Source organism: Furfurilactobacillus sp. WILCCON 0119 (genome assembly GCF_053471565.1).
This window is the reverse complement of sequence record NZ_JBPCCV010000006.1, coordinates 69,691-91,655: the sequence shown is the minus strand read 5'-3', so window position 1 is coordinate 91,655 and position 21,965 is coordinate 69,691. Positions and strand designations below refer to the sequence as shown.

General features: G+C 46.8%; 18 protein-coding genes. 15 read left to right on the top strand and 3 right to left on the bottom strand.

The window, feature by feature from the left end; all coding sequences use genetic code 11:
• Nucleotides 1-14: 14 nt before the first annotated feature.
• From ACRYI5_RS10105 to ACRYI5_RS10075, 7 genes are all read left to right on the top strand, one after another.
• Nucleotides 15-1,664 carry a type I restriction-modification system subunit M gene (locus tag ACRYI5_RS10105; protein WP_448225171.1) on the top strand — a complete coding sequence of 550 codons (1,650 nt, stop codon included), beginning with the start codon at nt 15-17 and terminating at the stop codon, nt 1,662-1,664.
• Nucleotides 1,661-2,902 carry a restriction endonuclease subunit S gene (locus ACRYI5_RS10100; protein ID WP_448225170.1) on the top strand — a complete coding sequence of 414 codons (1,242 nt, stop codon included), beginning with the start codon at nt 1,661-1,663 and terminating at the stop codon, nt 2,900-2,902. The genes ACRYI5_RS10105 and ACRYI5_RS10100 overlap by 4 nt, the downstream gene beginning before the upstream one ends.
• Nucleotides 2,903-3,026: 124 nt before the next feature.
• On the top strand, nt 3,027-3,371 hold the full coding sequence (locus ACRYI5_RS10095) for a hypothetical protein (protein ID WP_448225169.1): 345 nt from the start codon (nt 3,027-3,029) through the stop codon (nt 3,369-3,371).
• Between the two features lie 60 nt (nt 3,372-3,431).
• On the top strand, nt 3,432-4,361 hold the full coding sequence (locus ACRYI5_RS10090; protein ID WP_448225168.1) for a tyrosine-type recombinase/integrase: 930 nt from the start codon (nt 3,432-3,434) through the stop codon (nt 4,359-4,361).
• A 114-nt stretch (nt 4,362-4,475) separates the two neighbouring features.
• Entirely contained in the window at nt 4,476-4,949 is a 474-nt protein-coding gene (locus tag ACRYI5_RS10085) for a restriction endonuclease subunit S (RefSeq protein WP_448225167.1), read from the top strand.
• 18 nt (nt 4,950-4,967) lie between these two features.
• Nucleotides 4,968-5,792 carry a GIY-YIG nuclease family protein gene (locus tag ACRYI5_RS10080; protein ID WP_448225166.1) on the top strand — a complete coding sequence of 275 codons (825 nt, stop codon included), beginning with the start codon at nt 4,968-4,970 and terminating at the stop codon, nt 5,790-5,792.
• 133 nt (nt 5,793-5,925) lie between these two features.
• Entirely contained in the window at nt 5,926-7,359 is a 1,434-nt protein-coding gene (locus ACRYI5_RS10075; RefSeq protein ID WP_448225165.1) for an amino acid permease, read from the top strand.
• 67 nt (nt 7,360-7,426) lie between these two features.
• Here ACRYI5_RS10075 and ACRYI5_RS10070 read toward each other — a convergent pair whose 3' ends face one another.
• Nucleotides 7,427-8,380: an NAD(P)-dependent oxidoreductase gene (locus ACRYI5_RS10070; protein WP_448225164.1), complete on the bottom strand. Its 954-nt coding sequence runs from the start codon at nt 8,378-8,380 to the stop codon at nt 7,427-7,429.
• A gap of 428 nt (nt 8,381-8,808) precedes the next feature.
• On the opposite strand from ACRYI5_RS10070, the gene ACRYI5_RS10065 reads away from it, so the two are divergent.
• The 7 genes from ACRYI5_RS10065 (at nt 8,809) to ACRYI5_RS10035 (ending at nt 17,686) form a co-directional block, all read left to right on the top strand.
• Nucleotides 8,809-10,284: a cytochrome ubiquinol oxidase subunit I gene (locus ACRYI5_RS10065; protein ID WP_448225163.1), complete on the top strand. Its 1,476-nt coding sequence runs from the start codon at nt 8,809-8,811 to the stop codon at nt 10,282-10,284.
• Nucleotides 10,277-11,275, top strand: coding sequence for a cytochrome d ubiquinol oxidase subunit II (cydB, locus tag ACRYI5_RS10060; protein ID WP_448225162.1), 999 nt, complete (start codon nt 10,277-10,279; stop codon nt 11,273-11,275). The genes ACRYI5_RS10065 and cydB overlap by 8 nt, the downstream gene beginning before the upstream one ends.
• Nucleotides 11,276-11,302: 27 nt before the next feature.
• A complete protein-coding gene (cydD, locus tag ACRYI5_RS10055) occupies nt 11,303-13,039 on the top strand; it encodes a thiol reductant ABC exporter subunit CydD (RefSeq protein WP_448225161.1) in 1,737 nt (578 codons plus the stop codon).
• A complete protein-coding gene (gene cydC, locus ACRYI5_RS10050; protein ID WP_448225160.1) occupies nt 13,036-14,784 on the top strand; it encodes a thiol reductant ABC exporter subunit CydC in 1,749 nt (582 codons plus the stop codon). Before cydD ends, cydC begins: the two co-directional genes overlap by 4 nt.
• Before the next feature lie 109 nt (nt 14,785-14,893).
• On the top strand, nt 14,894-16,051 hold the full coding sequence (locus tag ACRYI5_RS10045; RefSeq protein ID WP_448225159.1) for an ATP-binding protein: 1,158 nt from the start codon (nt 14,894-14,896) through the stop codon (nt 16,049-16,051).
• A gap of 4 nt (nt 16,052-16,055) precedes the next feature.
• Nucleotides 16,056-17,390: a VWA-like domain-containing protein gene (locus ACRYI5_RS10040; RefSeq protein WP_448225158.1), complete on the top strand. Its 1,335-nt coding sequence runs from the start codon at nt 16,056-16,058 to the stop codon at nt 17,388-17,390.
• A complete protein-coding gene (locus ACRYI5_RS10035) occupies nt 17,390-17,686 on the top strand; it encodes a hypothetical protein (RefSeq protein ID WP_448225157.1) in 297 nt (98 codons plus the stop codon). Before ACRYI5_RS10040 ends, ACRYI5_RS10035 begins: the two co-directional genes overlap by 1 nt.
• A 58-nt stretch (nt 17,687-17,744) precedes the next feature.
• Here ACRYI5_RS10035 and ACRYI5_RS10030 read toward each other — a convergent pair whose 3' ends face one another.
• Nucleotides 17,745-19,700 carry a glycosyltransferase family 39 protein gene (locus tag ACRYI5_RS10030; protein WP_448225156.1) on the bottom strand — a complete coding sequence of 652 codons (1,956 nt, stop codon included), beginning with the start codon at nt 19,698-19,700 and terminating at the stop codon, nt 17,745-17,747.
• Nucleotides 19,701-20,018: 318 nt separating this feature from the next.
• Entirely contained in the window at nt 20,019-20,993 is a 975-nt protein-coding gene (locus ACRYI5_RS10025; RefSeq protein ID WP_448225155.1) for a polyprenyl synthetase family protein, read from the bottom strand.
• A gap of 274 nt (nt 20,994-21,267) precedes the next feature.
• Here ACRYI5_RS10025 and ACRYI5_RS10020 point away from each other — a divergent pair, with 274 nt between their 5' ends.
• A complete protein-coding gene (locus ACRYI5_RS10020) occupies nt 21,268-21,942 on the top strand; it encodes a glycoside hydrolase family 73 protein (protein WP_448225154.1) in 675 nt (224 codons plus the stop codon).
• The last annotated feature ends 23 nt before the right edge of the window (nt 21,943-21,965 follow it).

Sequence of the window (21,965 nt, the reverse complement as noted above, 5' to 3'; positions counted from 1 at the left end):
AAAGGAGAAATAAAATGAATGATTTAAATGCAATTACATCACAACTATGGGCAATGGCCAATGAATTGCGAGGAAATATGGACGCTTCAGAATATAAAAATTATATTCTAGCCTTTATGTTTTACCGTTATTTGTCAGAGCATCAAGAACAATACTTGGTTCGGACTAACCTTATTGAAGTTCAACCAGGGCAATCAGTTAATGAAGCCTATCTAATGCAGGCAGACAATGAAGAATTAAGTGATTATCTTGAAGATATTTCTTCTAACCTCGGTTATGCAATTACGCCGACTAATACATGGGAATCTTTAATTAATAAAATTCAGGATGGTAAGATTGTTCCTAGTGACTATCAAACCATTTTTGATGATTTTAATAAAAATGCCCAATTAAATGAAGAAGCCGTCAAAGATTTTCATGGAGTTTTTAATGATATTAACTTAGGGGATTCACGGCTTGGTTCATCAACAAATGATCGTGCCAAATCATTAAACCGAATTGTGAAATTAGTCGATGACATTAATTATAAAGGAGAAGATGGAAAAGATATTCTGGGACAAATTTATGAATATCTAATTGGGCAATTTGCAGCCTCAGCCGGTAAAAAGGGTGGTGAGTTTTACACGCCTCATGAAGTATCAAAAGTTTTGGCGCAGATTGTTACAAATGATGTAAAAGAATCAAGCGAACCGTTTTATGTATATGATCCAACCTGTGGCTCTGGATCACTTTTATTAACAGTTCAAGATGAACTTACTAATGGGAATAAACAAGGTGGTGTTAAATTTTATGGTCAAGAGTTAAACACGACAACTTATAACCTTGCACGAATGAACATGATGATGCATGGGGTATCGTATTCTAACATGGATTTATCTAATGCAGACACTCTAGGTAACGATTGGCCAGATGGTTTAGACGCTAAAGGAATCGATCAACCGCGTTCCTTTGACGCTGTTGTAGCAAACCCACCATATTCTGCGCATTGGGATAATAATGAAACAAAATTAAAAGATCCACGGTTTAAAGATTACGGAAAATTGGCTCCGAGAACAAAAGCAGATTACGCGTTTGTTTTACATGGTCTCTATCATTTAAACGAAGAGGGAACTATGGCAATCGTGTTGCCGCATGGGGTTCTTTTCCGTGGCGCTGCAGAAGGAACCATTCGCAAGAATTTAATTGAACATGCAAGTGGCAATCGAATTTATGCCATTATCGGGTTACCTGCAAACTTGTTCTATGGTGTGGGAATTCCGACCGTCATTATTGTATTTAAAAAGAAACGAACGACAAAAGATATTCTTTTCATTGATGCTTCTAAAGAGTTTGAAAAGGGCAAAAACCAGAACCGATTGACCAATGAAAACATTAATAAAATTATGAAGGCTTATCGTGACCGTGTGGATGTAGATAAATATGCACACTTAGCTTCGATTGAAGAAGTACGTGATAATGAATATAACTTAAATATTCCACGATATGTAGACACGTTCGAAGAAGAAGAACCGGTTGATGTTCAAAAACTTTTCGATGAAATGAAAGAATTGAATGCTGAAGAAGCCGATTTAAAAAGAAAATTGAATACGCAGTTAAATGAACTCGTTGGAAGTGACGATGAAAACAATAAATATTTGGGATTGCTGAGAGGAATTTTAAAATGATGAACGTTCGTGATTCAACAGAGCAAATTCCACGTATTCGTTTTAAAGGTTTTACCGACGTTTGGGAAAAGCGAAAGGTCTCAGATCTATCCAATGAAACATACGGTGGAGGAACTCCTAAAACAAATATAAAGGAATATTGGAATGGAAATATTCCTTGGATTCAAAGTTCCAATCTTACTCAGGATGATGTTTCGATAGTTAAATTTGACAAATTTATTAATGAAAGAGCCATTGAAGAATCTGCAACTAAGCTAATACCCAAAGATTCGATTGCTATTGTCACTCGTGTTGGAGTTGGAAAATTAGCTTTGATAGAAAGACAATTCACAACTAGTCAAGATTTTCTTTCACTGGCCTCTTTAATAGGCGCACCACATTTTATGCTTTATTTACTTTATAAAAAATTAAACGGGAGAGGTCAAAAAGGTCAAGGAACATCGATTAAGGGGATAACAAAGTCTGACTTACTTAACATATCTGTGGTGTTACCTTTGAATACTAAAGAGCAGGATGAAATCGGTTCTTTATTCGGAAATATCGATCACCTAATAGCTGTCAACCAACGTGAGGATGATGCCCTACAAAATTTAAAAAAAGCTCTTTTACAAAAAATGTTCGTATCTGGCGATGAAGCAAAACCAGAAATTCGATTCAAGGATTACACTGACGTTTGGGAAAAACGAAAGCTGAGTTCAGCTATTGAACGAGTTCAGGGAAATGACGGTAGAATGAATTTGCCGACTCTAACGATTTCTGCTGGAAATGGATGGATGAATCAAAAAGATCGGTTTTCAGGGAATATCGCAGGTAAAGAGCAAAAAAATTATACTTTGTTAAAAAAGGGAGAACTTTCGTACAACCATGGAAACTCCAAACTAGCAAAGTACGGCGCCGTGTTCGAACTTCAAGAATATCAAGAAGCATTAGTGCCGCGTGTTTACCATAGTTTCAAAGTTGCAAAGGGTGGCGCTGCATTTGTTGATTATCTTTTTACTACAAAGTTGCCAGATCGTGAACTTGGTAAGCTAGTCTCTTCTGGGGCACGTATGGATGGCCTACTTAATATAAATTACAACGATTTTTCAAATATCACAGTTAATTTACCGCATAGTGATGAGCAAATTCGAATCGGCGTTTTTTTTAGGAAAATCGATAACCTAATAGCTGTCAACCAGCGCAAGGGAGAAGTTTTGAAAAGAGCCAAAAAAGTATTATTACAGACAATGTTCGTGTGACTTTTGGTGATAAAAGGGTTCAATATCATGAAAAGAGAATAAAATGGCAGAAAATGGTGTGTGGAAAATTGTCATTAAAATAATAAAGTATGAGGGTTGAGCTTGAAGAAAAGATTTGTCAAATGTGAAGTATGATAAGTTTTATTGTGGCCGGTTCAAAATTCCTAACCGGAATAACAAGACCAAATTATTAGGTAATGATTTAACAGATACTGAAACATTGAAAACAGCACGAAAATCAATTCGTAGTGAACGACGAGAATTAAAATTGCGGCGCTGGTCAGCAGATAATGACTATAACGGAAATGAGATTGTAGAAGCCTACGACCTATATATGCCAGGCGTTGACTTGAATGATAATCCAAAATTATCTGATAAGATGAGCAACATTGAGAAGAACGCTGAAATGAACTTCTTTGAGATGGCCAGTTTTGAAAAAGATTTATTGGAATTTTTTGCGACCGCTTAATAACTATAACTGATAGTATCTACAGTAATGTAGATGCTATTTTTTATGGGGGAATTGATTATGTCAGATCGCAGCGAGATGTTGTTTTATATGTATTACAAGCAATGGGTAAAGTTGTATAAGAAGAATGCGGTCCGTGACATTACATACTTAAAATACATTCAGACGTATAAACATATTCTCATGTTAAAGCCACAGTTACGTTTGTGCGATTTAACGCGTCGTGAATATCAGGAAATGCTTAATTCATATGCCGAAAATCATGAGAAACAGACGACGTTGGACTTCCACCATCAAGTAAAAGCGGCCATTTTAGACGCACTTGAAGAGGGTCTCATTCAGGTGGACCCGACACGGCGCGTTGTGATTAAAGGAACAGTAACACATCATCATAAGATAAAGTTCCTTAATCAGCAGCAACTAACAAAATTGTTGGCACAGCTACAGTTGGGCGATTCAATTTCGTGGGATTATTTCATCTTACTAATTTCTAAAACAGGCTTGCGATTTAGTGAAGCCCTTGGCCTAACGCCAGCAGATTTTGACTTAACACGGTTAACCTTAAATGTTAGCAAAACCTGGTCCTATAAGGATTTTCCTGGAAGTTTTGCGCCAACTAAAAATACAGCTTCAATTCGAAAATTACCTTTAGATTGGCAGACTGCTATGCAATTTGCACAATTAGTTAAAGATTTGCCAAGTGATCAACCCATCTTTGTATCCGAAGGAAAGAAAATTTATAACACAACGGTAAATGATAAGCTTGAACGCTACTGCAAAAGCGCGGGGATTCCGGCCATTAGTGTGCACGGATTACGGCATACGCACGCCTCGTTACTACTTTACGCTGGCGTTTCCATTGGTTCAGTCGCCAGAAGGCTAGGGCATTCAAATATGGATACGACCCAACGAACCTATTTACATGTGATCCAAGAACTTGAAAACCAAGATACGGATAAAATTATGCGTTACTTGACTACGTTGATGTAAAAATAGCTCGTCTGGGAAAAGCGAAAGTTGTCCTCACTTGTAAATCGAGTTACCCGAAAAAACAAAAATTTGGAATCGACGTTGCCTTTAACCATCTCTGCTCAGGATGGATTAGTGGATCAAAACGATTTTTTTGATAAACAAATTGCAAGTAAGAATATAAGTAATTATTTTCTTGTTAAGAACGGAGAATTTGCATACAACAAAAGCTATTCAAATGGTTATCCATGGGGAGCAATTAAACGCTTGGACCGTTATCCCATGGGAGTCTTATCGACATTGTATATTGTATTTGAACCAGTGCAGGTGAATTCACAATTCTTAGTTAGTTATTATGATACGTCTGCATGGTACAGGGAAGTTAGCAAAAATGCAGCAGAAGGTGCAAGGAATCATGGTTTATTAAACATAGCACCGAATGATTTTTTTCAAACTATTGTTGATTTACCAAAAAATATGGATGAACAGGATAAAGTTGGTGACCTATTCAAGAACCTCGATAACCTAATAGCTGTCAACCAGCGTGCACCTGATCCACCACCTCAAATGAAGATTTTGAGATGTTTACACAGGAAAATTAATTCATGAAAATAGGAGTATGCAGAAATGAGAAGTATTTTTGTTACACGAAACCGAGAAAAAGACAATGTTTCGGTTTATGAACAAGAACCAGCGGTAGTTGTGACATGTGACCGGGCTGACTTACCATATTTGAAAAGTTTGCCATATGCGAATAATTCGGGCGTTTATATTCTGATCGGTAATAACATGCGGTATGTTGGTCAAACAGCAGGACAAACCATTAATCGCCGGTTGGCTCAGCATAATCAGAATAGTGATAAAGCGTGGTTAAAAAAAATTATCTTTTTTGGACGAACGGATAATCATCTGACCAAAACTCAGGCGGAATATTTAGAGAAGAGATTTGTTCAATACTATAGTGATGACGACCATCTTCAACTAATGAATGGAACGGTGGGGAATTCGGGATATATTGATCGATTATCAACGATCCAGGCAGATGAGCTGTGGAATTCATTCTTTGATATCTTGGAAGACGTTGCTAACATTGATTTATTATCTGTTAATAATGGCCTAGTGGATGAAACGTTAAACGGACATTTATTTGTTCAGTTTGACCACCAGACTATTAGCGACGGAGTTTCCCGGCAGGTTCTTATTAAATTTGTGCGGCGATTACTAAAATCGTCCAAGTATCGAGAACAACTATTGGAATTTCTTGTTGATGATAAAGCAACATCGAAAAATATCCTTGGTCGCCAACAAAATGTATTCCCAAGTGGGCAAGAGGCAGCCTTTGAAATTGAACCTGACATCTTTTTATACGTTAACTTGAGTAAAAAGGGTGTTAGCAAGACAATTCAAAAAATTGCGGGTTGGCTGGGACTGACCATTGAGATTAATTTTTAACCGCCAACTGGAAAATTCATGTGGTGGACGTTTATCCTTATTTCTATTTTCAATCTGTCACAATCTTTGTTACACTAAGTGGATTGAAAATTAGATAAGAAAATCGTTAGAAAACGATGAAGGAGGAAACGCGATGTCAGCATTCACACAGCTTTTTGTTAAGAAAGATACGACCAGCGACATTCTTAAACAGTCCGGTCTAGCCAAGACATTAACGGCGGGAAACTTAACCACAATGGGGGTTGGGGCCATCGTCGGTGCTGGGATTTTTATCACGCCTGGTGTGATTGCGTCACTGCATGCAGGACCAGCCGGCATGCTGTCGTTTGTGCTGGCAGCCATTGTGTGCGCGTTAGCGGCGCTCTGTTACTCCGAGTTCTCATCCACCATCCCGTTAGCCGGGAGCGCGTATACATACGTTTATACGGTGTTTGGTGAGCTGATTGCGTGGGTTCTGGGCTGGTCGCTTGTGTCTGAGTACATGTTCTCCGTGTCGTCAGTGGCCACCAGCTGGTCAGCGTACTTTCAAAACATCCTCGCAGGCTTTGGTGTTAAACTTCCGGTCGCGTTGCGTGCGGCACCAGGGACGGCGAGTGTTCCTGGCGGACGGTTTGATCTGATTGCGTTTGTGATCGTCATGTTGATTGCGGTTCTCCTCCTGGGTGGGGTGCATGAATCAGCAAAGGTCAACACAGCGATGGTCATCTTGAAGATTGCCGTGATCGTGCTCTTCATTGGGGTCGCCGTTTTTTACGTTAAACCGGCTAACTACCATCCGTTTATGCCATTTGGTGTGGGTGGGGTGTTCAAGGGAGCCGCACTGGCCTTTTATGCGTACGTTGGGTTTGACGCTGTGTCCTCGGCCGCTGAAGAAGTTAAACGCCCACAGCGTGACATGCCGATCGGAATTAGTCTTTCCTTACTGATTGCGTCAATTCTGTACATTGCGTTAGCAACGGTGCTGGTTGGGGTCGTGAAGTACACCCACCTCAACGTGGCGGATCCAGTTGCGTATGCGCTAGAAGCATTACATTTAAACGCACTCTCTGGCATTATTTCACTAGGGGCCATCGTGGGGATGACCACGGTTCTTTTGGTAATGTCCTATGGTGGCACGCGGTTGATCTTTGCGATCTCACGGGATGGCCTGTTGCCACAACGGCTGCACAAATTGCACCCCAAGACACATGTCCCGGTTGCCAACACACTGATCTTCGGCTTTGTGGCCGCCGTGTTTGCGGCCCTGATTCCGATCAGTTTAGTTTCTGAACTGGTCAACATCGGTACGCTGTTTGCGTTTGCGCTGGTCTCACTTGGGGTCGTTTTCCTTCGACGAAACCCACAGTTTGCAAACGCGAAGGCGGCGTTCCACGTCCCATTCTTTCCGTGGTTACCCTTATTATCATTTGTCTGCTGTGTGGGCTTAATGGTCATGCTCCAGGGCTTCACGTGGCTTGCCTTTCTAGTGTGGCAGGCGGTTGGGCTGGTGCTGTACGCTGCATACGGCTACCATCACAGTCGGGCACGACAGGCTTTGAATAACGAGAGCGCACCCAAGAACGATTAGGAATTGTTAATTAGACAAAAAATGAGCCGTCACGATAAAATCGTGGCGGCTCATTTTACGTATGTGATTAATAACCGGCGTTCAAGTCGACTTCATTGCGACTAACGTGGCCGTCAGCCACAAGACTTGCTAGGTTAGTGGAGAAGATTGGGAACAGACGGGTCCCCAAGTGGTCCATAACACCAGAGATATGCGGTGTGAGTAAGATTCGTTCATGATCCCAGAGTGGTGAAGTCGTTGGGAGTGGTTCTGGTGCAACAACATCCAGGGCTGCGTACTTCACGTTGCCGTTATCAATTGCGGCGATGAGGTCGTCATTAACAACAGAACTGCCTCGGCCAACGTTGATGAACAACAATTTGTCAGTTAGCTGATCAAAGAAGGCCTTATTAAAGTAGCCCTCTGTTTCTGGCGTTCCAGGCATGATGTTCACGATCACGTCAGCCGTTTTCAATGCCGTCGCGTAGTCAGTGATGGGGAATGTTTCGTCAAAGTGGTCCGCTGGATGACCTGTATGGTTGATTCCAGCAACGTGAACGCCCATTTCCTTTAATAGCCGGGCTGTTTCAGTGGCAATGTGGCCGGTACTGAAAATCAGGACGGATGTTTCGTCAGCAACCAGTAAGTCAGGGGCAGACTGTTCCCAGTGGTGGGCGCTCCGGCGTTGCTCGGCCGTCCAAATCCCGCGGGTAAAGTGGAAGATGTAGCCCAAAATGGATTGCGCGATGGCGGCTGCATGGATGCCACTAGCGTTCGTTACCGCGACGTTATTTTTCGTTAATTCCGTCAGTGGCAAGTAGTCGACCCCGGCAGACATTGTTTGAACCCACTTGAGGTTAGTGCCAGCGGCGGTGACAACCTGGCGGCCTAAGTCTGGTTGCCAACCGTAGATCATGGTGATGGTGGCTGGGTCAACGCGCCCTGCCGTAATGTCATCTGGTAAGACGATGTTCGTATCATTGTTGGCAATCACGGCGCGTTCATCGTCCGTGAGTGGCATAAAGCTAAGAAGTTGTTCCATAAAGCAATCCTTCTTTCGTTAAATAATGGGATGGTGGGATTACTGTTCATTATGATGAGTTTCGTAATAAAGTGCAATTTAATGTAATGCTCATCTGGCTCAACAGGCGCGGCTGTCCGGTTTCTAAAGGCCGAATAGTTAATTCACTTTATATTACGGCGACTGAATCAAGGAAAGAATTGTGAGAATTGGCCATTAATTTGACATTATATTTGAAAACTCATTTATCACTCGATATAATTTAAGTTGTGGAGAGCGGTTACATAGCGGACGAACTTTCTTGTGTGATAAGTTGTCCACAATTTAAAACGGTAACGAAGCAGATGAGAAGAGGGGTTCGGTCACTCATTAGTCCGTGAGGGGGCGGCGCACCGATCGCTTTGTGCAGCGTTACTCATTACATCAATATGCCAAAGGAGCGAAGTGTGATGTCAATTTTAGGGTTTAGCATTCTTTCATTAGCGCGATTTCAATTCGCGATGACGACAATCTTCCACTTCTTCTTCGTCCCGTTCTCAATCGGAATGGGCCTAGTAGTGGCGATCATGGAGACAAACTACGTGATCCAAAAGAAGGAAATCTACAAGAAGATGACCCAGTTTTGGGGAAAAATCTTCCTGTTGTCCTTCGCAGTGGGGGTAGTGACCGGGATCATTCAGGAATTCCAATTCGGGATGAACTGGTCACAATATTCACGGTTTATGGGGGATATTTTCGGGGCTCCCTTAGCCATCGAAGCACTGGCTGCCTTTTTCCTGGAGTCAACATTCATCGGACTGTGGATGTTTACTTGGGACCGGTTTAAGCCAGCATGGCACTGTTTGTTCATTTGGTTGACGGCGTTTGGCTCCATGCTTTCAGCTGTGTGGATCTTAGCGGCCAACTCATTCATGCAGGATCCCGTTGGTTACGCCTTAAAGACGGTCAACGGGAATACCAAAGCGGTCATGGTTAATTTCATGGACGTCGTGAAGAATCCGCAATTATGGTTAGAATTACCACATGTTCTGTTCGGAGCCTTTATCACGGCTGCTTTTGTAATTGCCGGCTCATCTGCTTGGCGGTTACTGAAGGGGAAGAACGTTGACTTTTGGCGGAAGAGCATCAAGGTCAGCTTGATTGTTGGCCTGGTTGCTGCCATCGGTGTGACTGCCGTTGGTGACTTGCAAACACAATACATCATCAAAAACCAACCGATGAAATTTGCTGCAACCGAAGGGATTTACAAAACAACGGATAAGCACGCGGCGTGGTCTGTGATCGAAGGCATGGACACGAAGAACCACAAGACGACGTGGAGCATTGAAATTCCGTACGTTCTGAGTTTATTATCCTACCACAAGACAAGTGGGGCAGTGACCGGGGCCAACCCGTTGAACAAAGAATTGCACCAGAAGTACGATAAAAAGTTTGGGAAGGACATGAACTACTACGTCCCAACCCACACCTTGTTCTACAGCTTCCGGATCATGGCGATGTCTGCTGGGGTGTTCGGATTGTTGGCTATTCTAGGGTTGTACTGGAACCGGAAGGGCTCTGACCAAATTGTGCGGTACCGGTGGTTCCTGTACATCTTGGGACTGTCATTATGGTTACCATTCATTGCCAACACTTGTGGATGGTTGATTACAGAATTAGGGCGTTATCCATGGGTCGTTTACGGGTTACTGACGATTGCGGACGCCGTGTCACCACACGTTACGGCGGGGTCACTGCTGTTCAGTAACATCATCTACTTCCTGTTGTTTGCCGGCATGGGCGCCGTGATGATCGTGTTAAGTCACCGGGTGTTAGTGGACGGACCGGACGCTGACCTGCAAAGTGGTTACGGGGTCAACAAGGACGATGATGACGGTGATTCAACCGTTGATCCATACGCGAAGGGGGCATTCAACCATGACTAGTCTACAAATTTTGTGGTTTATCTTAATCGGATTATTATTTGCCATCTTCTTCTTTTTGGAAGGGTTCGACTTTGGGGTCGGCATGAGCGCGCACACCTTGGCTGCCAATGACCATGAACGCGACGCACTGGTGCGGACCATTGGGCCCCACTGGGACGGTAACGAAGTGTACTTGATCACGGCTGGTGGGGCGATGTTTGCGTCATTTGGTGCGTGGTATGCATCACTGTTTTCAGGATTCTACATCATGTTCTTACTGGTGTTAGTTGCCCTGATCATGCGTGGGGTCTCGTTTGAATTTCGAAAGGAAATGCGGACAAACTTCTGGCGCCGGTTCTGGGATTGGGCGTTAACCATTGCGTCATTTGCTGCACCGTTCCTTCTGGGGATGATCTTTACTGACATGGTTAAAGGGATGCCAATTGACGCCCAGGGTGATGTCATTGGTCACTTCACGGACTACGTTAACTGGTTCTCCATCGTCGGTGGGGTTGCCGTTGCCTTATTGTGCTACCTGCACGGGTTAAACTTCATTCGGTTGAAGACGTTTGGAACGCTCCATGACCGGGCGCAAACGTGGGCTAAGGTGCTTTACCCAGTGCTCTTTGCCGGTGAAGTTGTTTTTGCAATTTTAGTTTACGTGTACACGGATTTCTTCGACAAGAAGCCAGTGCTCACAACACTGATTTTGGCTCTGATTGTTGCATTAAGTTTGGTGGCCTACATCGGCCTCTTACGTGGCCATGAAGTGACCGCCTTCATTAGCGGTGGTTTAACATTAGCCTCGGTTGTTCTATTATTATTTGTAGGGCTCTTTCCACGGGTTATGGTGGCAAACGACGCAACCCACAGTATTCTGATCAAGAATGCTTCCAGTTCGCCGTACACGCTTAACCTAATGACGTGGATCGCGCTGTGCATCTTGCCATTTGTTTTGGCCTACCAGATCTGGAGTTACTGGGTCTTTTACAAGCGGATCAAAGCAAGTTAAATCTGAACAACGAGGAGTGTCAAAAACATGATTGATCAGCGTGTTTTTAAATTACCAGGCATCACTAAAATGCTGATCGTGCTTGCAGGGCTTGTGGTCCTGCAAGCTTTTAGTATCCTGTTTCAAGGGGTCTACTTGTCACACACGTTGACGGACCTATGGAACCGTGTTGCTGAAGCAAAAATTTGGCTACCCGTGGTGTTATTCGCGGGTGCTTTTGCGTTACGACAACTATTAGTGATGGTTAAGAACCGGGTCATGGAACCGTGGGTCGATAAAACGGTGGCGGCATTACGCCAGCAATTATTGCAAAAATTGATCGACGTTGGGCCGGCCATTGTCGCAAAACAAGGAACAGGAAACGTCGTGACCATGGCACTTGAGGGGATGAATCAGGTCAACACGTACCTGATGCTTGTCATCATCAAGGTGTTTGACATGATGATCATTCCGTTTGTTTTACTGGTCTACATGTTCACGTTACGGTGGCAGGAAGCTTTGTTTTTGCTCTGCATTTTTCCTCTGATTATCTTATTTATGATCATTTTGGGTTATGCGGCGCAGGATAAGGCGGATCGGGAATATGAAAGCTACACCCAGTTATCGAACAACTTCGTGGACGCTCTCCGTGGGTTACCAACGTTAAAACAGTTGGGGTTGAGCAAGAAGTACGCCAATAACATTTACAGTGTGTCTGAAGATCACCGTAAGAAAACAATGGGAACGCTGACGATTGCCATTTTATCGACGTTTGCACTCGATTTCTTCACCACGTTATCCATTGCGGTTGTGGCTGTCTTCTTGGGTTTAGGCTTGGTGGCCGGGAAGATTGAACTTTTTCCGGCACTAACGCTATTGATCTTGGCCCCGGAATATTTCTTACCGATCCGGAACTTTGCTAATGATTACCACGCAACGTTAAACGGGAAGAATGCGTTGACCGCGGTGTTAGCGGTGCTGGACTATCCTGAACCAACGGATCAAGAAGTCTTACCCACAGCACAACCAACATGGACGGCTGACAGTCAACTGACGCTCAGTCACGTGAACTTTGCGTATGATAATGCGCCGTCACTAACTGACATTAACGTCACGGCAACCGGGTTTCAAAAGATTGGGATCATTGGCCCATCCGGGTCAGGAAAATCAACACTGATTAACCTGCTTGGTGGGTTCTTACGACCAACCGAAGATGATGGCATGATTCAGGTGAACGGCCTGACAGTGCCTCACTTGAGTCAAAAGAACTGGCAAAACCGGTTCCTTTACATTCCGCAAGCACCGTATTTGTTCCATGCCAGTCTGGCGGAAAACATTAAGTTTTACACACCAACTGCGGATGATGACGCGGTGAAGCGCGCTGTGAGCCAAGCGGGATTGAGCGACTGGGTTGCCAGTTTGCCCGATGGTCTTGCGACGCAGATTGGTGAAGGGGCTCGTGGTGTCTCTGGTGGTCAGGCACAACGAATTGCGCTGGCCCGGGCCTTTCTTGACGACGAGCGCCGGATCTTACTGTTTGATGAACCAACCGCTCACCTTGATATCGAAACGGAAGTGGGCCTGAAGGAGACCATCAAGCCGGTCTTTAACAACCATTTGGTTTTCTTTGCGACCCACCGGCTACATTGGTTGAATGAGATGGATTATCTCTTGGTGATCGAGCACGGAAAGATTGTGGAGCAGGGGACGCCGGATGAATTGGCAGCCCGACTAGACGGGGCCTATACGGCACTGCGCCACGAGATGGGGGGCGACGAACTATGAAGGGCTTCTTCAACACATTTCAAAGCGATTCATGGGTCATGCCATACTTGAAAAAGTACCGGCCACTCCTTTTATTGGTCCTCATTCTTGGTGCGCTGACGTCCATTACGGGATCTGCGCTCATGTTTACCTCCGGCTACTTGATTAGTCGGGCCGCTCAGCACCCGTTTAACATCATGCTCATTTACGCCACGACGGTTTTAGTGCGGGCGTTTGGGATCGCACGGCCAACGCTGAAGTATGCAGAACGGCTGACGAGCCATAACTGGGTGCTGCGGATCGTGTCTGATTTCCGAAAGAAACTGTATCAATCCGTTGAACGTGACGCGGTTGCGATTCGGCAGCGGCACCAAACGGGGGACATCCTCGGGTTACTTGCAGAAGATATTGACCACATTGAAAACCTCTACTTGCGGACGGTATTTCCACTGATCGTCGGCTGGATCTTGTATCTATTTGTTGTGATTGCCATCGGGACGTTTAGTTGGCCATTTGCTGGCTTAATGGCGCTGCTCCTGGGTGTTATTGTCATCATCATGCCGTTACTTTCCGTGTCCTTAAACGGGGCGCGGGAGTTCAAACAGAAACAAACGCAACAAAAACTGTATACATCAATGACGGATGCCGTGTTGGGTGTTAGTGACTGGGTGATTTCTGGGCGTGAGGATGATTTCATGGACCGGCAAACGGCACCGCTAAAAGAAATGATGACGCTACAAGATGAGGACAATCATTTTCAGTGGTGGCGTGATCTAGGCGTTCAACTGGTCGTTTTAGTGATTGCGATTTGCATGATCTACTGGGCCGGCGCGTACTTTAACACGTCGCACTTGGCGTTGGATTGGATCGCAGCGTTTGTTTTGGCCATCTTCCCATCCACGGATGCGTTTGCCTCGATTCCGCAAGGCGTGTCAGAATGGCCGGTGTACCAAGACTCCATCAAGCGGGTCAATCAGCTCGATCAAACGACTGGGCCAGTCATTTCTCAGCAATCATTGGCGCCCGAAGCGGTCACAACCATTGCGTTGAGCCACGTGAACTTTGGCTACACCGCGGATCGACCGGTGTTAACGGACATTGATTGGACAATTCATCGTGGTGACAAGGTGGCGTTACTTGGGCCATCAGGAACCGGGAAGTCCACGTTATTGAAGCTGATTTTAGGGGATGAAACGCCGACCAGCGGGACAGTCACGGTTAATGGAATCGACATTAGTCAGTTACAAGATGAGCGGGGCCAACTGTTTGGTGTACTTGATCAGCAACCCTACCTGTTTAATACGACAATCATGAATAACGTGCGGTTAGGGAACCTGGCGGCAACGGATGAGGCCGTTAAGGCGGCGATCGATGCCGTTGAATTGACTGATCTAGTAACGAGTCTCCCCCGTGGATACAATACGGTGGTGGATGAAGCCGGGGCCCGCTTCTCGGGTGGTGAGCGCCAACGGTTTGCACTCGCTCGGATTCTTTTGCAGGATGCACCGATCATTATCCTCGACGAACCAACCGTGAGTCTTGATCCCATTACTGAACACGAGTTATTGGACACTGTTTTTAAGGTGTTACATGACAAAACGATCATCTGGGTGACCCACCATTTGGAGGGAATTACCCACGTCAATGATGTTCGGTTTGTGGAGGCTGGTCAGTTTGAACTAGCGGGCGATCCGCACGAACTGTATAAAACCAGTGCCCGGTTTAAACGACTGTACAACCTTGATAAAGGTCGAACTGAAGTATGATTATAATCCGGTACGATTTGTCATTTTGATGGCAAGTGGTACCGGATTTGTGTTACCCGGGGAAGGGCGTATATTAAACGTAACGATTAAAAAGGAAAGGGGTGACGACATGGCGCTTTCATATCAAGAATTACTGACCGCCATTCCGGTTGTGTTACGGGCAGGGCATGTCCCAAACATTGTGGGGGAGGCCGGGATCGGAAAATCCGCCGTGGTGGCTGAGGTCGCCGAAACGTTGCACGCGAAACTCTTTACAACCGTTGTTAGTTTATCGGAAAAGGGTGACTTGGCAATTCCCATCCCGCCGTTAACCAGCGCGAGTTACGTCCAGACCAAGCAGTACGGGCAGTTGGCGGATGTTCAGTTTGGCTATGCGCACACGTTGATCGCCATCATTAAGTTTGCGGAGGCCCACCCAGGCCAACCGATCATTTGGTTGTTGGACGAATTTAACCGGGGGACACAAGCCGTTCAAAGTGAGCTAATGAATTTGGTGCTCCAACGGCAAATTAACGACCTGACGTTACCCGATGAGGTGCAACTAATCCTTGCGGAAAATCCGGACGCCCAAATGGCCGGGTTTGAACAGACGTTTTACGGTGTGACTGCTGGCGATGACGCCATTAAGGATCGAACAACGCGGCTAGAAATGCGGGTGTCCGTGGCGGATTGGTTAACGTGGGCGAAGAAGACTAATGCACAGGAGTTAATGAACATTGTCCCCCAGGTGCAGGCCTACCTGACGGATCACCCCGAGGAGTTGCGACCAACCGAACACGACGCCGACTTGTACCCAACGCCGCGGGCATGGCAACGGGTTTCCGATAACCTGCGGCAGTTGGCAAGGTTACCTGAAACGCAGCAAGCCGCGCTCCGCTTTGACCTGCTTACAGGGGACTTAGGCTTGACGGTTGGCGCAAAGTTTACGGCGTTCCTTAACAACAGCCTGACCGTGGCGGCGGTGTACACAGAGTTGTCGGAACCAGCGCTGCCACCGGCCATTGCGGAACAATTTACGGCGCTGACGTTGGGGGACCAGCAGGCGTTGGTGATTGCGGCAGGCAACGCGGCGGATTATCCGTTAACGGTCACGGCCAATGCCCAGCGGTGGCAAACGTTGTTACAACAGCTTCCGGCAGATGGCCAGTACGCGGTGATTCATGCGCTTGGTAATCAACCGGGCTGGCTTGCTGGGATTCAAACGGCAGGTGTTCCTGACCTTGCTCAGTATGTCGTCCAGATTTTAAACGGACAAATTGTTAGGTGAGTGAATGATAAATATTGATCAGGCGTTAACCCGCCTTCACCAAACGGCGGTGGTTTCACCGGCGGATAGCGAATCCGTTTTAAGCACCGCACTGATGGACCTGACCCGGCAATTTCCGGTCTACGGGCAGTTGTTGGTGCAACTCCCCCGGTGGCACGAGGCGACGATTTCAACCCTGTTTGCCATTGCGTGGCGTGATCATCAGTTGGGACTGATCGTGAACGACGCCAACTGGGACCAGAGTGTGAATGCGACGGCCTTGATGCAGCAACTGATCCACATTAGTTTGCACCTGTTGTGGGGGCACCCCATCCGGTACGCAGACGAGGCGGCTGCCATAAACGTTACGATTGCGACCGACGTCACGGTTAACCAAGCATTACCAAATGCGTTCCCCGGGACGTGGACGCTTGCTGCGTTAGAACAGCAGGTGGGGCATTCACTCCCGGAAAACGCGGATTCGAGCGTTTACCTGCACGCACTAAACGAGCAGACCCAGCGTGGGGATGCACTGGCCGCACAAAACACGGCCGGCGCGCCATCACTTCACCGTCATGAGCATGCCACTCAAAATGAGAAGGCGCAGAGGGCGTCGCCAACCAAGCGCCCACAATTAGTGGATAATCATGATAGCTGGGCAACGCTTGCGACGGATTCAAACCAAGCAGAAGGGCAGCTGGCGCAGCTTGTTCAAGAAACCGTGGCCCACACGACCGCCCGTCAACGTGGGCAGTTACCAAGTGCCGTTCAAACGGCGCTGGAGCAGAGGACGTCGCCCCACACGAGTTTGCCGTGGGCCGCGTTATTCGCTCGGTTAGTGGGGCGATTACCGGAAGGCAAACAGGTCAGTCAGTCGCGGTTTAACCGCCGCCAGCCACAGCGAATGGAACTGCCCGGCACGCTGACCCGGTTGACAAGCCAAGTGGTCGTGTTTGTGGATGAATCGGCGTCCATCGATGCGTCAACGCTAGCGCGGCTATTGGATGAACTGGTCGCCATTGTGAGTGCCAGTGCTAAACCAGTTTTTGTCACGACCTTTGACGCGGCGGTTGGGTCCATGGTACGAGTTGTTGCGGGAAAACTCGCTGCACAAGCGGTGATGAAAACCCGGCGAGCGGGTGGGGGGACACGCTATCAAGCCATTTTTGATACCTTAGTTCATGACCCGCGGCGAACGCAAAATGACCTGGTGATCATTTTAACGGACGGTGCCGGGGAGCGTCGGCTCAATGATCACGGCTTTCATCAGGTGGCCTGGGTCCTTACGGGGACGCAAGCATTGAGCGTTACGTCACCGCCGGGTGTTGTGGTGCGGTTAACGGACATGGAGGTAATTTAATGACGGCATTAACAGAGACTGACTGGCAGGACTATTTAAACCGGACGCCACGGGCCGTCCGGGCGTTGGGAATTGTTCAGGATCAGTGGCAGGACGTTGTTATGGATAATCCACTATTTATTACCCAGATAACGGCGGGGGACCTTAAGTATGCGGATCAACTGGTTACAAATAACCTTGTTGAGCCGGTGCGCCTTCCCTTAGCAACGTATGCCCAACGACAAACCGTTCGGCGTCATTACAGTACTTACCTGACGGCGGATGCCGTTACGTGGTTGAACCGTTCACAACAATGAATGAAACTAAAATAAACGCCATTACTGATAATCGTTATCAGTAATGGCGTTTATTGGTTTAATCAAGTTCTGGTTCGTGCCAGTTGGGGTTTGGCCAGTATTCAAGGCCGAGCGCACTAATAATGGCAAGGACAGCAAAACTAATGAAGAGCAATTGGTACTGTTTGTTAGAAATGATTGGTGTTGAAAAGACGTTTAGGATCCGATACCGCAAATAGTGGTTCGGGTGACCGGCAATCGCATGGTCCGCTAAGGTTAAGTACGGACTTGCGGTGGTCGGAACCGTGACATTATGCGATGTATGGTTCGTGATTTTAAACGTATAGGTGCCAGGATCCTGCAGGGTCACCGCGGTTCCATGATTGATGTCGTCAGCTGACCACTTGTAGAGGGTCTGGTTGTTCAACTGAAGGTCGACGTGGAGATCTGCCGATCGGGTGGTCACATCTGGCAACTCTAATTGACTAAACGGCCGGGTCGTAACGACTTTTTGTGTCAATGATTGGTTCGGCTTTAGTGTGAGGGAATCACGCTGTGCGTAATTAGCAACCATTTGCGAGCTAACGACTTGGGTTTGAGTGACCGCAGTTTGCACTAACGGTTGGCGATCATGATGATCTGCGTAACCAAGCCCAATGGCAAACACGAGGAGGGTAACGATCCCGGTCCATGTCCGACCACGTTCACCGTAAGAAGGATGTGCAAAGAAGTTTTTAAGGGCGGTACTAATGTCGTGAAGCCCTGTCGCAGCCATCATGAAGAGGATGGGGAAGGTGACGTATGCGTAGTGTGCGTCTACCGTCCATAGCAACGTGTGCATCCCGTAAATCCCAAGCACGATTAATTCATAAAACAGAACTTGGTTTCGCCGTGGTGCCAGCATTTCAAATAAAGAGCCAATAAACATGGCACCGAGCACCGTCAGATAAACGACCTGCGTCAGGTTGATCATTAAGAATTGTAGCTTGTTTTTATGAACTTGATAGAAGGTGGGCTGCTTGAAGAACTGGTTCGGTGATTCAAACATGTCAAGACTCCCAGTGGACCACATGGTCATGGTCTTTTGATAGCCTTGGCCCAGAACACCCCAGATGCCACGGTCTGAGAACCGTTGTTTAAGCAAGCGGCGGGTGGTGACGTTATTTTGATGCTGGTCGTGACCACTCATTTTACGGGCATCCGCGTCATTAAAGCGCCCATTACTATCTGAGTTAAGTCCCATAACGGCCCATGCAGACGTTGGCAGTTGCTTACTTTGATTGACGCGATAACCGTAGTGCCCTTGGATGGCATGGCTGACGCCAACCCCGGCGAGCCAAACGAGAAGAAAGACGCCGAGCCCCAGTAAACCACGAATGATGGACGTCCGGTTGATTTTCGCCGCCAAAAGCCAGTAAATCAAAATGGCGATGGGCACGATGATCAAGTTTGGCTTGATGAGGTAACCGAGTGTAAAGACAACGGCCAGTAATGCGGCATAGCCAACTTTATTTAAGCGTTGTTGCCGGGAAAAATAGCGGTTTAATAACACAACGAGCATCAAGGGAATAACAACGGCCAGTGTGTCGACGTAAAAGTTCAGGGCAAACCAATAAAAGGGAGCAAAAATCGCCGTTAAAATGGCAAACATGGCCGAAGAACTTGCGGCAACATACCGGCGCACCAGTCGCCAACTCATGATCAACGTAAAGTCGATCAAAATGAAGTTTAGCAGGTTAAGGGCATAACCAGTCGTGATGGCAGAATGAACGTGAAACAGTTTGATGATCCATGAAAGGATGATTGCGAGGTTGACATCATGCTGGTACCACGCAAAGTAGCTAAACCAGTGGTGAGAACCATGGACCAGGTTTAGGGCCTGAAGGCGAACTAACGCAGGGCCCGTATTACCGATCCCAACGAACTGGAAAGCAATGTACAGTTGGACAATAATGGCGAGGCCTAAAACAACGGCGCTAACCCAGTTCGACCACTTATCCGGGAGGCGCCCAAGCCACATGTTGATAACCACCATGAACACTCCGACCGTCAGCGCCATAAAAAAGAGGCTGGAGGGTTGGAGCCATAAGGAATCACTGAAACTACTTGTTTGACGAGCAAGAGCGGTGAAAAAAATCACCCCGAAAATAATGGCAGTAACGGCTGCTACCGTCCGACGCAATGCAAGTTGAATGAGAATCCCCTCCTTTTAAACATTAATAATGGGTGAACCAATTGATTCCATTCTACTCATCATGTGAACTGAATGCTACTAAAAAACGGTGCGATGATTGAAGTCGTTTGTGGACAACTGACTTTTACCATCGCACCGAGAATAAGGGCAGTTATTTTATTAGGCGTTTCGTTGTAATAATTGTGTCGTCAGCTGCGTTAATTGGTCACTAACGGGTGCTGGAAGCGTTGCAATCAGGGCCAAGGCGTGGTCCGTGTACTCACGGGCAACGGTTTCTGCTAGTTCAGGACCATGAAGCGCCTGGACCCGGTTATTAATGGTCGCAACCGCTTCGTCTGTCAGGTGCTTTTGATCAGCAAGTGCCGCTTTGAACCAGTCTGGGTCTTGTTGACTGGCGAGGAGCAAAGGAAGCGTGTAAACACCCTGCCGGAGATCATGTTGCACGGGTTTGGTAGCGGTAGTGGCATCTGCCACGTAGTCCAAAATATCGTCACGAATTTGGTAGGCCGTCCCGATGGCTAACCCGATCTGACCGGCAGTAGCGGCAAGGTCAGCACGACCATGACTGAGTTCGACGGCAAACGTTGCCGCGAATTCAAATAAGCGGGCGGTTTTTCCTTGAATTTCGTTGAGGTAGGCCGTAGTCGTCACGTGTGGGTCAAAATTGACCGTTAGTTGATCTAATTCGCCACCAAGAATTGCCTGCATGACGGTGTTTGCTGCCTGAATTTGGGCGGGCGTCTCGGCCGCTTTGAGAATCTCGGCAAAGTAACTAGTGAACAACAAGTCACCGGTGTAAATGGCGATTTTATTGCTGTTTTGAACCTGAAGCGTTGGTTGACCATGGCGAATTTCGGCAACGTCCAAGACGTCATCATGAATCAGCGTTGCAACATGCAGTAGTTCAATGGCTGCGGCACCAGACTGAAGCCGTGAAGGCTTTTGGTCAGGTCCTAAGCCAGCCAAGAGGTAAAAAAAGCCGGGCCGTAAAAATTTACCACCGTTTGTTAGGAGTGCGGTGACCTGCGCGTTGATGGCATCATTTGATGTGTTGACACATGTTGGTAAGTAAGCTGTAAGTTGCGTTAACTGGTGGTTAACGGTTGGAAATTGACGCCACAGTGGGTGTACCATGTCTTTTGAAATCCTCTCTTAATTAAAAATGGGTGGCTTGTCGTTTATGCCGGCCATGATTGACACAACCCATTATGAAAAACGGCTGGTCTTATTAAAGTAAAACTTTCGGTTGTCCTTAATGCTACAAAAGCGCCGGGACGTTGTCAACGACGGGGCTTTAGCCAATGGATGATTGAATCCTTAATTTTTTGTTAGCGCGTTCGTGAGAAGCGGATGAACGGGTGTAATCTGTGTTTAAATGACCTTAACAAACAAAAAAGGACGGCACAGTGTGGCGAAGAAAAAACGACGTGGGACGGGACTAAAACGATTTCGTCGACAAATTAAAAACTTTTTTATCGATCATGGTCGACTACGATGGTTTAATACTGGACTTGTCATGGCGACGGTCCTTGTCTTAGCGCTAGCAATTAGTGGTGTGGGGGTGACAATGTTGACCCCCCAAAAGGCCACGCCGCAAGTCGATTCGGTCACTCAAGAACACCAAGCTTTCATTAAACGGGTTGCCCCATATGCGCAACAATTGCAGCAGCGGACCCACGTTTTAGCCAGCATCCAAATTGCGCAGGCGATTTTGGAATCAGACTGGGGGAGCTCAACGTTAGCAAGCAAGTACCATAATTACTTTGGGGTGAAGGCCGGCTCGGCAGAACCCGGGGTGACTCTAAGTACCCAAGAATATGTCAACGACCATTACGAAACGGTGAACGCGCGGTTTCGAACGTACGCAAATTGGCAGGAATCATTTACGGCGCATGCGCAGTTGTTTGTGAACGGCGTGGATTGGAACGCAAATAAGTATGCGGATGTGTTGGCCGCGACGGATTATAAAGCGGGCGCCGCCGCGCTCCAGAAAGACGGGTACGCAACGGACCCCGCGTACACGAATAAAATCATCGAAGTTGTTGAAAAGTACCACCTCAACAAGTATGATCAGACCAACTAACTGGCGGGCGTAAAGCCGTCACA

Bases quoted from the DNA above. Each gene is read 5' to 3' on its own strand.
- ACRYI5_RS10030 (WP_448225156.1), bottom strand. From the start codon at position 19,700: ATGGTGGTTATCAACATGTGGCTTGGGCGCCTCCCGGATAAGTGGTCG.
- ACRYI5_RS10065 (WP_448225163.1), top strand. From the start codon at position 8,809: ATGTCAATTTTAGGGTTTAGCATTCTTTCATTAGCGCGATTTCAATTC.
- ACRYI5_RS10070 (WP_448225164.1), bottom strand. From the start codon at position 8,380: ATGGAACAACTTCTTAGCTTTATGCCACTCACGGACGATGAACGCGCC.
- ACRYI5_RS10025 (WP_448225155.1), bottom strand. From the start codon at position 20,993: ATGGTACACCCACTGTGGCGTCAATTTCCAACCGTTAACCACCAGTTA.
- cydD (WP_448225161.1), top strand. From the start codon at position 11,303: ATGATTGATCAGCGTGTTTTTAAATTACCAGGCATCACTAAAATGCTG.
- ACRYI5_RS10040 (WP_448225158.1), top strand. From the start codon at position 16,056: ATGATAAATATTGATCAGGCGTTAACCCGCCTTCACCAAACGGCGGTG.
- cydC (WP_448225160.1), top strand. From the start codon at position 13,036: ATGAAGGGCTTCTTCAACACATTTCAAAGCGATTCATGGGTCATGCCA.
- ACRYI5_RS10090 (WP_448225168.1), top strand. From the start codon at position 3,432: ATGTCAGATCGCAGCGAGATGTTGTTTTATATGTATTACAAGCAATGG.
- ACRYI5_RS10075 (WP_448225165.1), top strand. From the start codon at position 5,926: ATGTCAGCATTCACACAGCTTTTTGTTAAGAAAGATACGACCAGCGAC.
- cydB (WP_448225162.1), top strand. From the start codon at position 10,277: ATGACTAGTCTACAAATTTTGTGGTTTATCTTAATCGGATTATTATTT.
- ACRYI5_RS10100 (WP_448225170.1), top strand. From the start codon at position 1,661: ATGATGAACGTTCGTGATTCAACAGAGCAAATTCCACGTATTCGTTTT.
- ACRYI5_RS10035 (WP_448225157.1), top strand. From the start codon at position 17,390: ATGACGGCATTAACAGAGACTGACTGGCAGGACTATTTAAACCGGACG.
- ACRYI5_RS10080 (WP_448225166.1), top strand. From the start codon at position 4,968: ATGAGAAGTATTTTTGTTACACGAAACCGAGAAAAAGACAATGTTTCG.
- ACRYI5_RS10105 (WP_448225171.1), top strand. From the start codon at position 15: ATGAATGATTTAAATGCAATTACATCACAACTATGGGCAATGGCCAAT.
- ACRYI5_RS10045 (WP_448225159.1), top strand. From the start codon at position 14,894: ATGGCGCTTTCATATCAAGAATTACTGACCGCCATTCCGGTTGTGTTA.